Raw genomic sequence first — 14,243 nt, 5'->3', positions numbered from 1 at the left:
TAAAAGGTTATGAGCACCCTGAAAGCCGTGCGCGGAACGCGCGATCTGCTGCCCCCCGAAACCGAGCTCTGGAACCGCATTGAGGCCACGGCCCGTTCGGTCTTTGCCCGCTACCACTTTGGCGAGATTCGTACCCCTATTTTTGAAGACACCCAGCTCTTTGCCCGTGGTGTGGGCGAAGAGACCGACATCGTCAGCAAAGAGATGTACACCTGGGAGGACCGGGCCCGCGCTCAGAGCGAGAAGTCGCAACAGCTGACCCTGCGCCCCGAGAACACCGCCGGTGTGGTGCGCGCCTACATTGAGCACAAGCTCGGTGAGACCGGCCAGTTGCAGAAGCTCTATTACATTGGACCGCAGTTCCGTCGTGAGCGCCCGCAGAAGGGCCGCTATCGCCAGTTCTTCCAGGTCGGCGCCGAGGTCATCGGCCCGCAGTCCGCAGGCAGCGAAAGCCCTCTGCGCGACGCGGAAGTGCTGGAAATGCTATCCACCCTGCTCGATGAGCTGGGCATTAGCGGCTGGACGCTGAACATCAACTCGGTAGGATCCTCCGCCGACCGCGAGCGCTATAACGCCGCTCTGCGCGCCGCTCTGCAGCCGGTCAAGGACAAGATGTGCCCCGACTGCCAGCGCCGTGCGGAGCTGAATCCGCTGCGTGTGCTGGACTGCAAGGTGCCCGAGGATCAGCCGATCATCGAGACTTTGCCTAAGATCGCCGATTCTCTCGACGAAGAGTCCAAAGAACACTTTGCCGCCGTGATTGCCGCGCTGGATGCGGCGGACGTGCCCTACACCCGCAATCACCGTCTGGTGCGCGGGCTGGACTACTACACCCGCACCACCTTCGAGTTCACGCACGGCGGCCTGGGCGCGCAGAATGCCCTGCTGGGCGGCGGCCGCTACGACGGCCTGAGCGAGAACATCGGCGGACCCAAGGCTCCCGGCATCGGTTTTGCCATCGGTCTGGACCGTCTGGTTCTGACGCTGCAGGCGCAGGAAGCCGAAGCCACGGCAGTCGAGAAGATTGCCGCGTTTATCGCTCCCATGGCCGACGCCAAGAATGCCGAGCAGTTGAAGAAGCTGAACGCGGCTGGTCTGGCTTTGGCCCGCGAGCTGCGCCGTGCCGGACTCAAGATCGAATTGGGCGAAGGCAGCTTCCGGCTGAAGAAGAGTTTTGAAGCCGCCGACAAGTGCGCAAAGCGTATTGTGATTCTGGGCGAGGACGAATTGGCTTCCGGTATGCTTACCGTGAAGGATTTCTCCTCGGGCACGCAAACCAAGGTTCCGCGCGCCGAGCTGGCGGAGTTTCTCTCCCGCTAAGCTGCTGCTTCCATACACAACAAAGAAAAGTTTAGACAAAGGACGATAGCAGTGCTCGATTTTCTAGGCAATCTTGAACGGACGCATCTTTGTGGTGAGCTGCGCGCTGCGCACGCCGGCCAGCAAGTGGTAGTGATGGGCTGGGTCAACCGCCGTCGTGACCACGGCAACCTGATCTTTCTGGATCTGAGGGATCGCACCGGCATTGCGCAGGTCGTGCTGGACCACGATCTGGTGCCGGAAGGCCACGCCAAGGGCGAGCAGGTGCGACCCGAGTACGTGGTGGCAGCCGTTGGCAAGGTTCGCCTGCGCGCGGCCGACGCCATCAATCCCAAGATGGACACAGGCGAAATCGAGATTGAAGCCACCGAGATTCGCATCCTGAACGATACGCGTCTGGCTCCCTTCTCTCCGGCGGAAGACGCCATTCAGAACGAGGAAGTGCGTCTGAAGTATCGCTACGTGGACCTGCGCCGCCCTGAGATGCAGCGCAACTTCCGCCTGCGCCATGACATTACGCTGGCCATCCGCGACAACCTCAGCCAGCAGGGCTTTCTGGAGATCGAAACGCCGATCCTCTGCAAGTCCACGCCTGAGGGCGCGCGCGACTTTCTGGTGCCCAGCCGCCTGCATGCGGGCGAGTTCTACGCTCTGCCGCAGTCGCCCCAGCTCTTCAAGCAGATTCTGATGATCTCCGGCTTCGATCGCTACTTCCAGGTAGCCCGCTGCTTCCGCGATGAAGATCTGCGTGCCGACCGTCAGCTGGAGTTTACCCAGATCGATCTGGAGATGAGCTTCCCGCGCCGCGAAGATGTCTTTGCCGTGGTGGAGAAGTTCCTGTCGGCTGGCTTCAAGGCTGCGGGCGTCAACCTGCCCACGCCCTTCCCGCGCATCACCTACGATGAGTCGATCCGCCAGTACGGCACCGACAAGCCCGACCTGCGTTTGCCCGGTCTGGTGGACGTGCGTCCGGCCTTCAGTGACGACGATCTGGGCAAGTTGCAGATCGACCCTGCCCTGCCCGTCGTTGCCCTGCGCATTCCGAATGTGGGCGAGCTGAGCCGCAAGGATCGCGAAGACAATCACCCCCAGTTCGACCTGAAGAAGGGCGCCAAGTTCATTGACGACTTCAAGCGCCTGGCCAAGGGCTTTCCGGAGCAGGCTGCCAAGGTCCGTGAGCTGGTGGGCGCAGGCGATGCTGACTTCGTGATCGTGGTGGCGGGCGACCCGGCCCACCCGGTCAAGGCCAGCGACACCAAGTTCCCCGGCCGCCTGAGCGAGCGGGAGATCAACATCTACATGGCAGCCGGCAACTTCCGTTCAGAGCTGGCCAAAAAGTACGCCGACCGCCACAAGGCCTTCGAGCTGACAGCTTCCGCAGTGGAAGGCGCGTACACGGCCACCGCCCAGAACCCGGTGGAGGGTGCGCAGGCCTTCCAGCCCGTCTGGATCGTTGACTTCCCGATGTTCGAGTACGATCAGGCGACGACCAAGTGGGTTCCGGCGCACCACCCCTTCACCGCGCCGTATGAAGCCGATATGGCCAATCTGGTCAGTGATCCGGCCAGCGTTCGCGCCGACTGCTACGATCTGGCCATGAACGGCCTGGAGCTGGGTTCGGGTTCCATCCGCATTCATCGCAAGGATGTGCAGAAGCAGATCTTTGACTCGCTCGGCATCAGCGAAGAAGAAGCCAAGATGCGCTTCGGCTTCTTCCTGGAAGCGCTGGAGTACGGCGCTCCGCCGCATGGTGGCATTGCCCTTGGCCTGGACCGCATCGTCATGCTGCTGGCCGGTGCACCCAGCCTGCGTGAGGTAATCGCCTTCCCCAAAACCGCCAAGGCGATTGACCTGATGGCCGAAGCGCCCACCCAGGTGACCGAAGCCCAGCTCAAGGAACTGCATCTGAAGGTCCAGCTCAAGAGCTAAAGACCAGAACCAAAGCAGAAAAATCCCCCTTCTCCGCCAGCGCGGAAAGGGGGATTTTTTATTCCATTGCCGACCAGCTTCCGGCAAGGCTCCAGAGCGCCTTGTGCTCTATGGCTGCAACGTAATGGTCAACGCCACGATGCCAAATGTCGCCGCGCCACCAATTGCCGCGCCCTTTGCCGAATTGGTCGCCGCCCAGCCAAGCCCAACGCCGAACATGGAGTAAGTGAACAGGTACTTTTTATTCTCTTCCCGCTCATCGCCGTGGTGGTAGTGCAGATACAGAGCTGAAACCGAGCTGCTGCCCAGCAGCATGGATTTGGCAATGGTCGATGAGCTGCCACCGATCGCGCCCAGACTTCCGCCCAACACGGCTCCGCCGAGCGCGGAAAAAGCATAGCCATGCGAACCAGGAAAATCCATGCCCCCACCACCGCCTCCACCAGAAGGCGCATCCTGCGCAAACAAAGGAACGCCTGCCAAGAGGCAAATGCTGAACAAAAGCAGGAAAAACCGTAGGGAGACAGAGCTTCTTATGTACTTGTAGCGATACATCCAGTTCTCCTTTCACGGGAACTCGCCGGCTATAGCATTTTCGGAATAGGTGTAGACCGAAAGCTGGATGCTAAGTGTCTTTTTCCTCAAGAAAAAGGTACCTTGCACATCCATTAAAAAATCTACGTGCATTCCGAAAATGCTCTAAACCAATCGGGAAAAAGGACAAGCTTCCCGGGGCACGCTCCTGACACCTGGTTGAACAATTGACACTGAATTTAGCCTAACTGATACAGGTAAAAGGAAATGATGACGAAAGAAACCGGGTGCTGACCTATTGCAGAGCAATTCTAATCCGAAAATAGGAAAAACTGTCTGGAAACTCAACGGCGCACCAAAAATGCAAATTAGCGCCTGAAATAAGTCACAAAGGGTGTGGCGACAGATCGATTGGTTCGACAAAGCCGGGTCGAATGAAATTCGTTGCGTATGCGTAGATGGAGAGTCCCGCAATCTTCTCTGCCCCGCTGCGGAGAACTGCAGCGCAGGTTGCGCTCAGCGGGACAGTTTACCGGTCCAGCTCTGCAAACAGCGCGCACAACTCCACGCGAATGGGCGTGCCCTCGACGGTGAGTTCGCCACTCGACGCCAGATGCAACCCGAAGCGGTCGGCGATCCATGCATGGCGGGTAGCCGGGTCCAGAATCCAGATGTTCTCTATACCGAAGGCAAGGTAATCGTCGATCCACTCCTGCATGCGGCTCAACCGGTCTTCGGGCGAAAGAATCTCAATGGCGATCAGTGGTGGATGGGTGAGGATCTGCTCTCTGGGAGCATCCGAACGCAGAACCGAAAGGTCCGGACAGCGGTAGCGGGTCAGCTTCACCTGGGTGCGCACATCGGTCACCGCACGCACACCCCACTCGGTGCAATGGCTTATGAAGATGTGCCCCAATAGCGCTTGCAGCAAGCCGTGATCGAACTCGCCCACGTTCCGCTCCTCGACGCGTCCGTCCACATAGTCGCAATCGGGCCGGTAACTGGTCGCGAGGTACTCCTCAACCGTCATCAGGGGCTCGGCATAATCGGATGCGGGCATGGTCGCCATGGTTCCAGTATGCGCCGGAATCGGGACAGGAGAAAGAGAGGATTTTTTGCCGTGCAGCAGGGCGGTTCTATGCCTCGTCGGAGCTTTTGTCGCCGCTGGAGCTTTCGCGCAGGTCGTCTTCACCCTCGATAGAGATGCGCAACGAACGCAGAAAGCTGATGTCGTTTTGCGTAAAGGCGTTGGGCTCGTCGGAGTCGGAATCGTTCCGGGCCTCGACCTCTTTCTCGCTGATCTCGTTCAGGCCGATAGTGGCCTCCAACATCAGCAGAACGTCAAAGCCATGCTCGCGGATGTCCTGCACCACGCCAGCAATCTGCTCGCTCTCAATGACCGACTCATGGATGGCTTCGCCGAGTTGTTGAATTAGTTCTCGCATGCGTGGTGTCACGGCAGCCTCCAGAGTACGGCGGCGATACGGCCACAGTGCGCGGCCTGTCACCTGATTCCTCTACCTTACTGCCCTTCCAGCCACAGGGCAACTACCCCAGACGGCTGAAATTGCCCATCCAAGAAGAAAAACCGGTGGGTGGGAAGAATCAACAGATTGCGTATCGCTGCTACCATCATAACGGAATGAGAGCTTTAATTATCGGACGCGTTATGGGCACGGGCCTGCGCGTGGCTAGCCGCATCGCCGAACGCCGACTCACTGGCGAGGCCACGCAGGCTCGTCCACCCGCAGCCACATCCGCCCCGGCCCAGAGCCGCAACACGACACAGAATGCCCGCAACGTGGGCTATGCCGCCCGTCAGGGCGTGGGCGGATTCTTCCGCTCCGCCAAACGCGCTGGGTCCATCGTCTGGTTGCAGGTGACGGGCAGCTTCTTTCTGCTGCCGGTGGTAGCCTTTGCACCCACCCTCTGGAAGACCCGCCTGAGCTACGCCCATGGCCCTGACCATCGCACCTTTATCTCCAGCGTCATCGTCATCGCGGTCTTTTTCTATCTGAGCGTCACTTCATTCCTGCGCGCCGCACGCAAGTAAAAGAGCAGCTGTCAGCCATCAGCTTTCAGCTCTCAGCTGTTCGTGCTGCGGGACCGTTGGCCGCGCCTGAAGGTAGGCAGCAGCGCATAACTTTTTACAGAAACAGCAACGGCCGGAACGGGGAATCGTTCCGGCCGTTGGCGTTTTTATAGCCTCTTCCGCGCCGAATCTTTTTCGGGCATACAGGCAAATGTATTAAATCGAATGATTTCTTCGTCCAGAGCGCTGCGTCTGCCAACTGACGGCCCAAAGAACCAGACCGACAGCGACCATGGCCGCGCAGGTCAGCTCCACACCACGCGTTCCGCCAACCTGTAGCCAGTAACCATGCAAAAGCAGGAGCATCTGCGTCTTCAACCCTGCCAGAACCATCGCGTACCTCCTGAAACCAGCCTTTGCAGCAGGCTGTATTAACAAAGACGCGGGTTGCAGAAAAATGTTGCGCGCAGACTGAAATGCCTTCTATTTTTGCGGCGCAGCCGACGGCTTGGGCGCGGCCGGTTTCTGCGTAAAGTGCCAGGCGGCCATGCCTAAGGCCAGCACTCCCAACCCCACGGCCAGACCCACCTGCGGACCACGGTGCATCATCTGGTGAATCATCCAGGCCTTCCAGAAGGCGACGGCCGCTGCCCCGATCATCAAAAATCCACGCGCATGTTGCATGAAAGGTTCTCTCTTTCCACGTTGAACTCCCTCCATCGTACCGCGTGCAGTTTGACCCAGTGGGGCAGCACTTCCTATCGTGGAAGAGACAGTGTTGAAAGGAAGGCTTTCCCGTGCCTGAAAACCAGACCCCCCTGCAGCCCACCCCGCTGAAGAAGACCCCCCTGAATGCCGCACACCGCGCTCTGAAGGCCCGTATGGTCGACTTTGGCGGCTGGGACATGCCCGTCGAGTACCCCGGAGTTGGCGGCGGCCTGATTGCCGAACACAACGCCGTACGCACCAGCGTCGGCCTGTTCGACGTCTCGCACATGGGCGAGATCCACTTCCGCGGCCAGAATGCCCTGCTTGCAGTGCAGAAAATCACCATGAACGATGCCGCGCGGCTGGCCGACGGGCAGGCGCACTACTCCGCACTGCTTACCCCCACGGGCTGCTTTGTGGACGACATTCTCGTCCACCGCATCGCCGCTGACCACTACCTGCTGGTGGTGAACGCCGGAACCACCGACAAGGATTTTGCCTGGATCAAGCAGCATGTGGGCACGGTGGAAGGCGTTGCGATCAGCAACGACTCCGCCAGCTACGCCCAGATTGCCGTGCAGGGCCCCAAGGCGCTGGAGACGCTGCGCAAGCTGACCACCGTCGATCTGGCGGCCATCAAGAACTACTGGTTCACCTTTGGCACAGTTGCCGGCGTTGAAAATGTGCTGATTGCCCGCACCGGCTACTCCGGCGAAGACGGCTTTGAGGTTTATGTGCCCTCCGCCGTGCCGATCGCCGAGAAGATGTGGAACGAGCTGCTGACAGCAGGCCAGGAGTTCGGCATTCGCCCCTGCGGCCTGGGCTGCCGCAACACCCTGCGTCTGGAAGCCGGCATGAGCCTCTATGGCCATGAGATCAGCGAAGAGATCAACGTGCTGGAAGCTGGCCTGAACCGCTGGCTCAAGCTCGACAAACCGGAGTTCATCGGCAAGGAAGCTCTGCTGGCAGTGCAGGCCGCAGGCGGACCGAAGCGCAAGATCGTCGGTCTGGAGATGGTTGAGCGCGGCATCGGTCGCGATGGGTACCCCGTGCTCTCGCTCGATGGCCAACCCATCGGCGCAATCACCTCCGGTTCTCCTTCGCCCTTTCTCAAGACCAACGTCGCCTGCGCGCTGGTTCCAGCAGCCGTGGCCGAATCGGGCTCCGACGTGTTCGTTGAGGTCCGTGGCAACAAGGTGCGCGCCAAGCAGGTCCCGATTCCCTTCTACAAGCGCCCCAAGAAGTAGTTTTTTTGAGCTTTGTGGGATTCAGGAAAGGCCCGGCGGGAAACCTGCCGGGCCTTTCCGTTTTGCGCTACAAAAGTTTGCCCCAAAACCAAAGACCCGCCCTGAGGGCGGGTCTTTGGTTTTCCAGTCGGAAGAGAGGATACAGGCTCAGACCTGCATGACTTCGGCTTCCTTCTTCTTGCACAGATCCTCCATATGGCGGATCTCTTCATCGGTCATCTTCTGGATCTCTTCGAGCGAGCGCTTTTCTTCGTCCTCGCTGACCTTCTTGTCCTTGGCCAGCTTCTTGAGCACGTCGTTGCCGTCGCGGCGAACGTTGCGGATGGCCGTGCGGTACTCTTCCAGGACCTTGTTCAACTGCTTGCAGGTTTCCTTGCGACGCTCTTCGGTCATGGGCGGAACCGGCACACGGACGATCTTGCCGTCGGTGATCGGATTCAGGCCCAGATCGGAGGTGCGGATTGCCTTTTCAATCTCCTTGAGAACCTGCGGATCCCAGGGAGCGATGGTAATCAGCTGCGGCTCGGGCGACGACACCTGGGCCATCTGGCTGATGGGGGTCGGCGTACCGTAGTAGTCCACCTTCACCTGGTCCAGCATATGCACGCTGGCGCGCCCGGTGCGGGTGGAAGCGAGAGCCGCCTGGAAGGCCGCTACCGACTGTTCCATGCGCCGCTTGAGGTCGCCGTTGAGTTCTTTAAGCGCCGGAATGCCGGCCATGATGGATACTGCCATGGGATTCTTCCTCCGTGGACCAAGACTGCCAACGGATATTCTACAAAAGAAAGCCGTCGGGAAAACGGAATGATCCGTTGGATTTGAGAAATCGTACTGCGGAAATGGGCCAGCAAGGAACCAAAGTTGCCACAGATTTCCATTGCACTATGCGGTAAGCTGTAGGACAATCGCATACAAAGTATTGCAGAGGTGCCTATGCCTGCCTCCAACCGCCGCTCCCGCGTCTTTTCCATCTCCATGCCACCCGAAATGGCCGAAAAAGCCATCGCCCTGGCCAAAGCCCAGAACCGCACCATCAGCGAACTGATGCGCGAAACCTTCCGGGCGTACGAAGAACGCCGAATTTCTACGCTCTTTGATGAGATGAACAAGTATGCAGAAACACGAAACCCTCACGGCTACACCGAAGAAGACATTCCCCGGTTGGTGAAGGAAGTTCGCGCCGAAATGCGCGCGGAAAAGGAAATGGCTGGCGTAAGCTAGCGCCCCGAGGCTAAAGCCTACTCATTTTACTGAGCTTGCGGCACGGCTGAAGCCGTGCCCTTTCAAAACAACGCCTTGATCAGAGGTTCCTTGGAACCCTTCCGGTTGAAGGGTTCACAGAAACCTGGGTGCCCCACCCTCGCCGCGCCTTTGTTTTTGCGGCTAGGGTGGGAAAGCACGACACTGATCATTTGGGCCGGATCAAACCCTCGCAAAAAAATCAGCTCAGTTCCGTCAATCCGGTCGAAGCCGCCTGTTCGTGGGCGTGGTAACTGGAGCGCACCAGCGGACCCGACTCAACGTGTTTGAAGCCCATCTTGAGCGCCTCGGTCTTCAGGTGCGCAAACTCGCCCGGCGTATAGAGCCGCGTCATGGGCAGCTGGTTGCGTGAGGGGCGCAGGTACTGGCCGATGGTCAGAATGTCGCAGCCAACGGCGGCCAGATCGCGGAAGACCTCCAGCAGTTCGCTGGTTTCCTCGCCAATGCCCACCATCACGCCGGTCTTGGTAACGCATGAGGGGCGCAACTCCTTGGCGTAGCGCAGTAACTCAAGAGAACGCTTATAGCGTGCGCCTGCCCGCACTGCCGGGTAGAGCCGGGGCACGGACTCGATGTTGTGGTTCAGCACCTCGGGCCGGGCTTCGACCACCGTGCGAATGCACTCGGCATCGCCCTGAAAGTCGGGAATCAGCACTTCGATCTTGCAACTGGGCGCTTGCTTGCGAATCTCCTCGATGGCCATGGCAAAAACGCGCGCGCCGCCCATCAGATCGTCGTCGCGGTCCACACTGGTCAGCACGGCGTACTCCAGACCGAGGGTGGCCACGGCTTCCGCCACGCGGCGAGGTTCGTCCAAGTCTATAGGCTCGGTAGGACGGCCCTTGGGCACGGCGCAAAAGCCGCAGCGCCGGGTGCAGGTGTTGCCCAGCAGCATGAAGGTGGCCGTCTTGTGGTGCCAGCACTCGCCAATATTGGGGCAGTGGGCGCTCTCGCAGACGGTGTTCAGATTCAGGCCGCGGGCCAGACGCTTCAGGTCGTGGTAGTTTTCGCCCACCGGGGCGCGGGCTTTCAGCCACTCGGGCTTGGGCGTGGGGGTTTTGCGCACGGCTTCGATCTGTACCAGTTCCATAGGTTCATTGTACCGGCTGGCGGGATGCGGACTCCACCCGGCCCCGCGTGCGACACAACCTACAATGTTGATTGCAGAAGCATGGAGGTCGATCGCAATGCGCAAATTTTTCCTGATTCTGGTCCTGGTGATGGGCGCTACCGCCTTTGCGCAGTCGTCGTATGCGCCCGCTGCAGCCAAACCCGCTACGGCTAAAGAAGATCCGGTCTTTGCCACACTGCGCCTGCAATGGGCAGATAACCTGCGCTCCAAGCAGGTGGAAGCCTCCGTTGCCGCCTACGCCCCCAACGCCGTCTTCCTCCAGCCGGACGGAAGCACTGTGCAGGGCACGGATGCGCTGCGCAAGCTCTACACGACGGGGACCGCGACCTACGACAGCCGGATTCTCTTCTTCCTGAGCAAGGTAACCGTAGCGGACGACAAGGCCACCGACGCGGGTCAATATCGCGAGCTGCTGACCAGCCGCGCCGACGGCAAACGACAGATGATTCAAGGCGGCTACACCACCGAGTACCAACGCACAGCCGACGGCAAATGGCTGATCGCCAAGCAGACATGGGCCATCTGGGGTGCTCCGATTGCGCTCGATCTGGCGGCGCATCCCGTGGTGGCGCTCACCTTCGACGATCTGCCCGCCGCCGGCAACGCCGTGCCCGGACTTACCCGCACCCAGGTAGCCACTCAACTGTCCTCCGAGCTGAAAGCCGCTCAGATGGAAGGAACTTACGGATTTGTGAACGGCGTGCGTATGGAGAACAATCCCGACACCGCTGAGGCCCTGCACGTCTGGCTCAACACCGGCATGAACATCGGCAGCCACACATGGTCGCATCCCGGCCTGACGCAGGTCACGGCCGAAGCCTACATGGCCGACATGGCCAAAAATGAGCCGACGCTGGCGCAGTACGGCCAGCTGCGCGACTGGCGCTGGTTCCGTTATCCATATCTGTGGGAAGGCAACACCCTGGAAAAGCGACACGCCGTGCGCAACTGGCTGAAAGATCACGATTACCATGTGGCTCAGGTGACGCTCGACTTTGAGGATTACGCCTGGAACTCTGCTTATGGACGTTGTCTGGCGAAGAACGATACCTCTGCCATTCAGTGGCTGCACGACAGCTATCTGGCCAACGCCAAGGAGTACATTCAGCTAGGCCGCGAAGAAGAGATCATCGCCTTCGGCCATGAAATTCCCAATGTGCTGCTGATGCACGAGACGGCCTTTACCGCCCACATGCTGCCGGAACTGATTTCCGAACTGAAGAGCGAGGGGTTCAGCTTTGCATCGCTCGCGCAGGTGGAAAGTGATCCGGCGTATGCGCTGGATCCGGATGCGGCCCTGGAGCACGGCGGCACGCTGCCCGACCAGTTCATGGATTCGAAGCGTCTGCCTTATCCGCCCTTCGATCCCAAGCCCTTTGACAAGCTGAACACGCTGTGTAACTAAACAACGTATCCTCCAGGGTTCCCAGATCCCGCTTGAGGGAGTTGGGAACCCGGAGGATAAAGTTCAACCTCGTGCGTTCAGAGCCTTAGTTCTGCTGCAGGCTACGCACATAGCGATCCAGGTTGTAGATACGCAGATTGGCCGAGCTGTTCGACTTCGAATGGTCCATATGCGCCATGGCCTTTCCCCAGGCAGGCATATCATGTCCATGCTGGCCACCAAACTGAATGGCGGAAAAAACACGGGCGTCGGGATACTTGCCGTTGTTGTTTCGGGTAAGTTTGGTCAGGTCGCAAGGACGGTTTTTCAGCGAAGCAGCCATCGACTCATTTCCCCGCCCATCCAGGCCATGGCACGACGCGCAATAACTTGCGTACATCTGCTGTCCATCCACAGCACTGGTGCGTGCAACCTGAAGATGGAGCGTACCGGCCGACTCATCTGCGGCAAGCGCCGCGGTGGCCAAAAAGAGAAGCGATGCCGACAAAACGAGAAGAGACTTAAACATAAAATCCTCGGTTCCGGACTTAGAGCACTTTCGGAAGATGTATAGACTTTTCGAATGCATTCCTGCGCACCTTTTCCTTGATGAAAAAGGTACTTAAGAGCATCCTTCCGGCCTACACCGCTTCCGAAAAAGCTATATTCCGTTTGAGAGTTTGCTCGTGTTTTATAAGTCAATCGGTGACAGCAGTCACACCACTAACAACACGACGTTACCTTTGTAGTTAGTGATTTTTTACGATTACCCGACATCTATACAGCGTTAGCATCTTTTTATTTATCCTCATTAAGTTATTATATATAAACGACTTGTCCTCATAAAATACTTCCACTTTTCAACGAAAGTTACGGAGGTTACCGCTTCGACATAAGTCAATTTATAAGTTGAGCGCGGGAGAATTGTGCAAACCTTAGCTAGTTTGTGCGCTGCGGATAAATATAAGCTGTTTCCGTGCAGCTGGCGGGAGATTCTCCCGCCGCAGATTCAGCCCTGCCCGGACGCAAAAACTCCGGGCAGAGCTGAACAGAGACAGTCTTTTACCGGATCACCTTCAGCGCGCCACGGAAGAGGCCGTCGAAGTCGTCGGCCAGTTCCTTTTCCTTGGCGATGGTCTGCTCAATGGCCTTTTCAGAGGCGGCCTGCTGGTAGCCGAGGTTGACGAGAGCGGAGAGCACATCGTCGACGGCGGTACCGCGCACGACGCGGGCTGCGGGAACCACGGCAAAATCATCGAGCTTGTCTTTGAGTTCAACGACAAGCCGCTCAGCCATCTTTTTTCCCACGCCGGGAATGCGCGTCAGTTGGGCGTGGTCCTGCCCGCGGATGGCCTGTACGGTGCGATCCACAGAAAGGCCGCTGAGCATCTTGATGGCCAGCTTGGGACCAACGCCGCTCACCGTAATCAGCTTTTCAAAGAGGCGTTTTTCCGTGCGATCCAGAAAACCGAAGAGGGCGATCTGGTCTTCGCTGACCTGGGTGTGGATGTAGAGCGAGGCTTCGTTGCCCACACTGGGCAGAGCCGTAAAGGTGGGCACCGAGATGGTGACGTCATAACCAACGCCCGCAGCCTCCACAATGGCCTGGCCGGGCTGCTTCTCGATCAGTTTGCCGCGCAAGTGAGCGATCATCGTATGAAATTTGCCTTTTAGCCAGCGATTCTATCCAGGTAACTAAGAGCTTTCTCAACGCTAGCATCGATTTTGAGTGCCGACCTGCGAGCATGCTCATAGAGATCGATTAAAAGTGTGGCCAATTGCTGTTCCTGTTTCGTGTCGTAGCCATACGAAGGATCTTTTTCGACGGATACTTTTAGGACGATTTTATCCTTCGCCAATGGAGGATCAAAACCTCCTATCGCAGTAAGTACAGATTGATCAGACCACCTCGGATCACGCTCAAGCAAAGAAAAAACAAGAAATTCCTTAGCGATTTGTCCAATCACGACCTGCATGTTTGGATCATGAAGCTGGGCTGCAAAACGATCAGATTCAACAGGCTCATCGGAGTTGTCTGACTTTCCAGCAAAGCCGAGAGACGGATTAGCAACTTCCCACTTGAGCTTTCGTTCCCGCGTGCGCTCAATCAGCTTGCTCGCAAGGGCTGCGGATTCACTCATTTCAATCTGCGAGTTCATTTGTCCCTCTCCTCCGTGTAGCGTTCGACAACTCCAGCAATGCCGCATAATGACCGATGAATCTGATGACAGCGATCAAGAAGTTGGTTCTTTTTTCGCAGATCATCTGCGAATCCTTCGCTCCCAATCGATCGACTGATTCTCTGCAGATTACTGATGTAAAGGTCAGGATCAAACTCTTGTGGCAGATAGGATGCGCGTCTGGAAACAGCTATCGCTAGCAGGTGAGTCAGATCATTCGCGGCAGCAATCGCAAGCTCTTTCTGTTCGCCTTGAACCGCCGCCAACAAATCCTTGGCGTCCGTTGCCAGTTTAGAGAATTCGTGTGCGGTATCTCTGGCCTTTACGGCACTGGATGCTTCTTCAGCCGCCTTTTTCGCCCCTTTGGCTTGCCTCCATGCAAACCAACTGACGATCAAACCGATGATGCTTGCAACGGTTCCGACAATCGAAATCCAATCGCTTACAGTCATGCAGGCTTCTTTCTCTCAGAGCCGATGGCTGAATTTTACCCCAGAATCAGGGGTGGGTCCGTTGA

At 58.2% G+C, this 14,243-nt stretch carries 17 protein-coding genes; 6 read left to right on the top strand and 11 right to left on the bottom strand.

Translation table 11 applies throughout. The annotated features are described in order from the left end of the window. Window positions 1-9: 9 nt before the first annotated feature. Window positions 10-1,320: a histidine--tRNA ligase gene (gene hisS / locus ACOBR2_RS20785; protein ID WP_420237995.1), complete on the top strand. Its 1,311-nt coding sequence runs from the start codon at window positions 10-12 to the stop codon at window positions 1,318-1,320. Window positions 1,321-1,371: 51 nt separating this feature from the next. Beyond that, the gene (gene aspS, locus ACOBR2_RS20780; RefSeq protein WP_420237994.1) at window positions 1,372-3,249 is read left to right on the top strand and encodes an aspartate--tRNA ligase; all 1,878 of its coding nucleotides are present in this window, start codon (window positions 1,372-1,374) and stop codon (window positions 3,247-3,249) included. Window positions 3,250-3,357: 108 nt separating this feature from the next. Here the strand turns inward: aspS and ACOBR2_RS20775 are convergent, their stop codons facing one another. The 3 genes from ACOBR2_RS20775 to ACOBR2_RS20765 all read right to left on the bottom strand — a co-directional run bounded on the left by ACOBR2_RS20775 (window position 3,358) and on the right by ACOBR2_RS20765 (window position 5,291). Beyond that, window positions 3,358-3,672 carry a hypothetical protein gene (locus tag ACOBR2_RS20775; RefSeq protein WP_420237993.1) on the bottom strand — a complete coding sequence of 105 codons (315 nt, stop codon included), beginning with the start codon at window positions 3,670-3,672 and terminating at the stop codon, window positions 3,358-3,360. A 640-nt stretch (window positions 3,673-4,312) separates the two neighbouring features. After that, a complete protein-coding gene (locus ACOBR2_RS20770; protein WP_420237992.1) occupies window positions 4,313-4,852 on the bottom strand; it encodes a Uma2 family endonuclease in 540 nt (179 codons plus the stop codon). Window positions 4,853-4,919: 67 nt separating this feature from the next. After that, window positions 4,920-5,291: a hypothetical protein gene (locus ACOBR2_RS20765; RefSeq protein WP_420237991.1), complete on the bottom strand. Its 372-nt coding sequence runs from the start codon at window positions 5,289-5,291 to the stop codon at window positions 4,920-4,922. A 134-nt stretch (window positions 5,292-5,425) separates the two neighbouring features. Here ACOBR2_RS20765 and ACOBR2_RS20760 point away from each other — a divergent pair, with 134 nt between their 5' ends. Further along, entirely contained in the window at window positions 5,426-5,836 is a 411-nt protein-coding gene (locus ACOBR2_RS20760; protein ID WP_420237990.1) for a hypothetical protein, read from the top strand. Between the two features lie 195 nt (window positions 5,837-6,031). On the opposite strand, the gene ACOBR2_RS20755 is transcribed toward ACOBR2_RS20760, so the two are convergent. Together ACOBR2_RS20755 and ACOBR2_RS20750 are read right to left on the bottom strand one after the other, a co-directional pair. Further along, the gene (locus ACOBR2_RS20755; RefSeq protein ID WP_420237989.1) at window positions 6,032-6,208 is read right to left on the bottom strand and encodes a hypothetical protein; all 177 of its coding nucleotides are present in this window, start codon (window positions 6,206-6,208) and stop codon (window positions 6,032-6,034) included. Window positions 6,209-6,298: 90 nt separating this feature from the next. Next, on the bottom strand, window positions 6,299-6,499 hold the full coding sequence (locus ACOBR2_RS20750; RefSeq protein WP_420237988.1) for a hypothetical protein: 201 nt from the start codon (window positions 6,497-6,499) through the stop codon (window positions 6,299-6,301). A gap of 113 nt (window positions 6,500-6,612) precedes the next feature. Here ACOBR2_RS20750 and gcvT point away from each other — a divergent pair, with 113 nt between their 5' ends. Then, window positions 6,613-7,770 (top strand): glycine cleavage system aminomethyltransferase GcvT, encoded by a 1,158-nt coding sequence (gcvT, locus tag ACOBR2_RS20745; protein WP_420237987.1) that lies wholly within the window; start codon window positions 6,613-6,615, stop codon window positions 7,768-7,770. A gap of 147 nt (window positions 7,771-7,917) precedes the next feature. Here gcvT and frr read toward each other — a convergent pair whose 3' ends face one another. Further along, window positions 7,918-8,505: a ribosome recycling factor gene (frr, locus tag ACOBR2_RS20740; RefSeq protein WP_420237986.1), complete on the bottom strand. Its 588-nt coding sequence runs from the start codon at window positions 8,503-8,505 to the stop codon at window positions 7,918-7,920. Between the two features lie 198 nt (window positions 8,506-8,703). On the opposite strand from frr, the gene ACOBR2_RS20735 reads away from it, so the two are divergent. Next, a complete protein-coding gene (locus ACOBR2_RS20735) occupies window positions 8,704-8,991 on the top strand; it encodes a ribbon-helix-helix protein, CopG family (protein WP_420237985.1) in 288 nt (95 codons plus the stop codon). A gap of 220 nt (window positions 8,992-9,211) precedes the next feature. On the opposite strand, the gene lipA is transcribed toward ACOBR2_RS20735, so the two are convergent. Then, window positions 9,212-10,120 (bottom strand): lipoyl synthase, encoded by a 909-nt coding sequence (gene lipA, locus ACOBR2_RS20730; protein ID WP_420237984.1) that lies wholly within the window; start codon window positions 10,118-10,120, stop codon window positions 9,212-9,214. A 97-nt stretch (window positions 10,121-10,217) separates the two neighbouring features. Between lipA and ACOBR2_RS20725 the strand changes: the two genes are divergently transcribed. Then, the gene (locus ACOBR2_RS20725; RefSeq protein ID WP_420237983.1) at window positions 10,218-11,567 is read left to right on the top strand and encodes a polysaccharide deacetylase family protein; all 1,350 of its coding nucleotides are present in this window, start codon (window positions 10,218-10,220) and stop codon (window positions 11,565-11,567) included. Window positions 11,568-11,652: 85 nt separating this feature from the next. On the opposite strand, the gene ACOBR2_RS20720 is transcribed toward ACOBR2_RS20725, so the two are convergent. The 4 genes from ACOBR2_RS20720 to ACOBR2_RS20705 form a co-directional block, all read right to left on the bottom strand. Next, a complete protein-coding gene (locus ACOBR2_RS20720; RefSeq protein ID WP_420237982.1) occupies window positions 11,653-12,075 on the bottom strand; it encodes a c-type cytochrome in 423 nt (140 codons plus the stop codon). 533 nt (window positions 12,076-12,608) lie between these two features. After that, window positions 12,609-13,199 (bottom strand): Holliday junction branch migration protein RuvA, encoded by a 591-nt coding sequence (gene ruvA, locus ACOBR2_RS20715; RefSeq protein ID WP_420237981.1) that lies wholly within the window; start codon window positions 13,197-13,199, stop codon window positions 12,609-12,611. A gap of 17 nt (window positions 13,200-13,216) precedes the next feature. Further along, window positions 13,217-13,705, bottom strand: a complete 489-nt coding sequence (locus tag ACOBR2_RS20710) for a hypothetical protein (protein WP_420237980.1) — start codon at window positions 13,703-13,705, stop codon at window positions 13,217-13,219. Beyond that, entirely contained in the window at window positions 13,702-14,178 is a 477-nt protein-coding gene (locus ACOBR2_RS20705; RefSeq protein ID WP_420237979.1) for a hypothetical protein, read from the bottom strand. The genes ACOBR2_RS20710 and ACOBR2_RS20705 overlap by 4 nt, the downstream gene beginning before the upstream one ends. Window positions 14,179-14,243 lie beyond the last annotated feature (65 nt).

The organism is Telmatobacter bradus (assembly GCF_048629425.1).
Taxonomy (GTDB): domain Bacteria; phylum Acidobacteriota; class Terriglobia; order Terriglobales; family Acidobacteriaceae; genus Telmatobacter; species Telmatobacter bradus.
The sequence above is the reverse complement of the archived record's forward strand: the minus strand, read 5'-3'. Positions and strand labels throughout refer to the sequence as shown.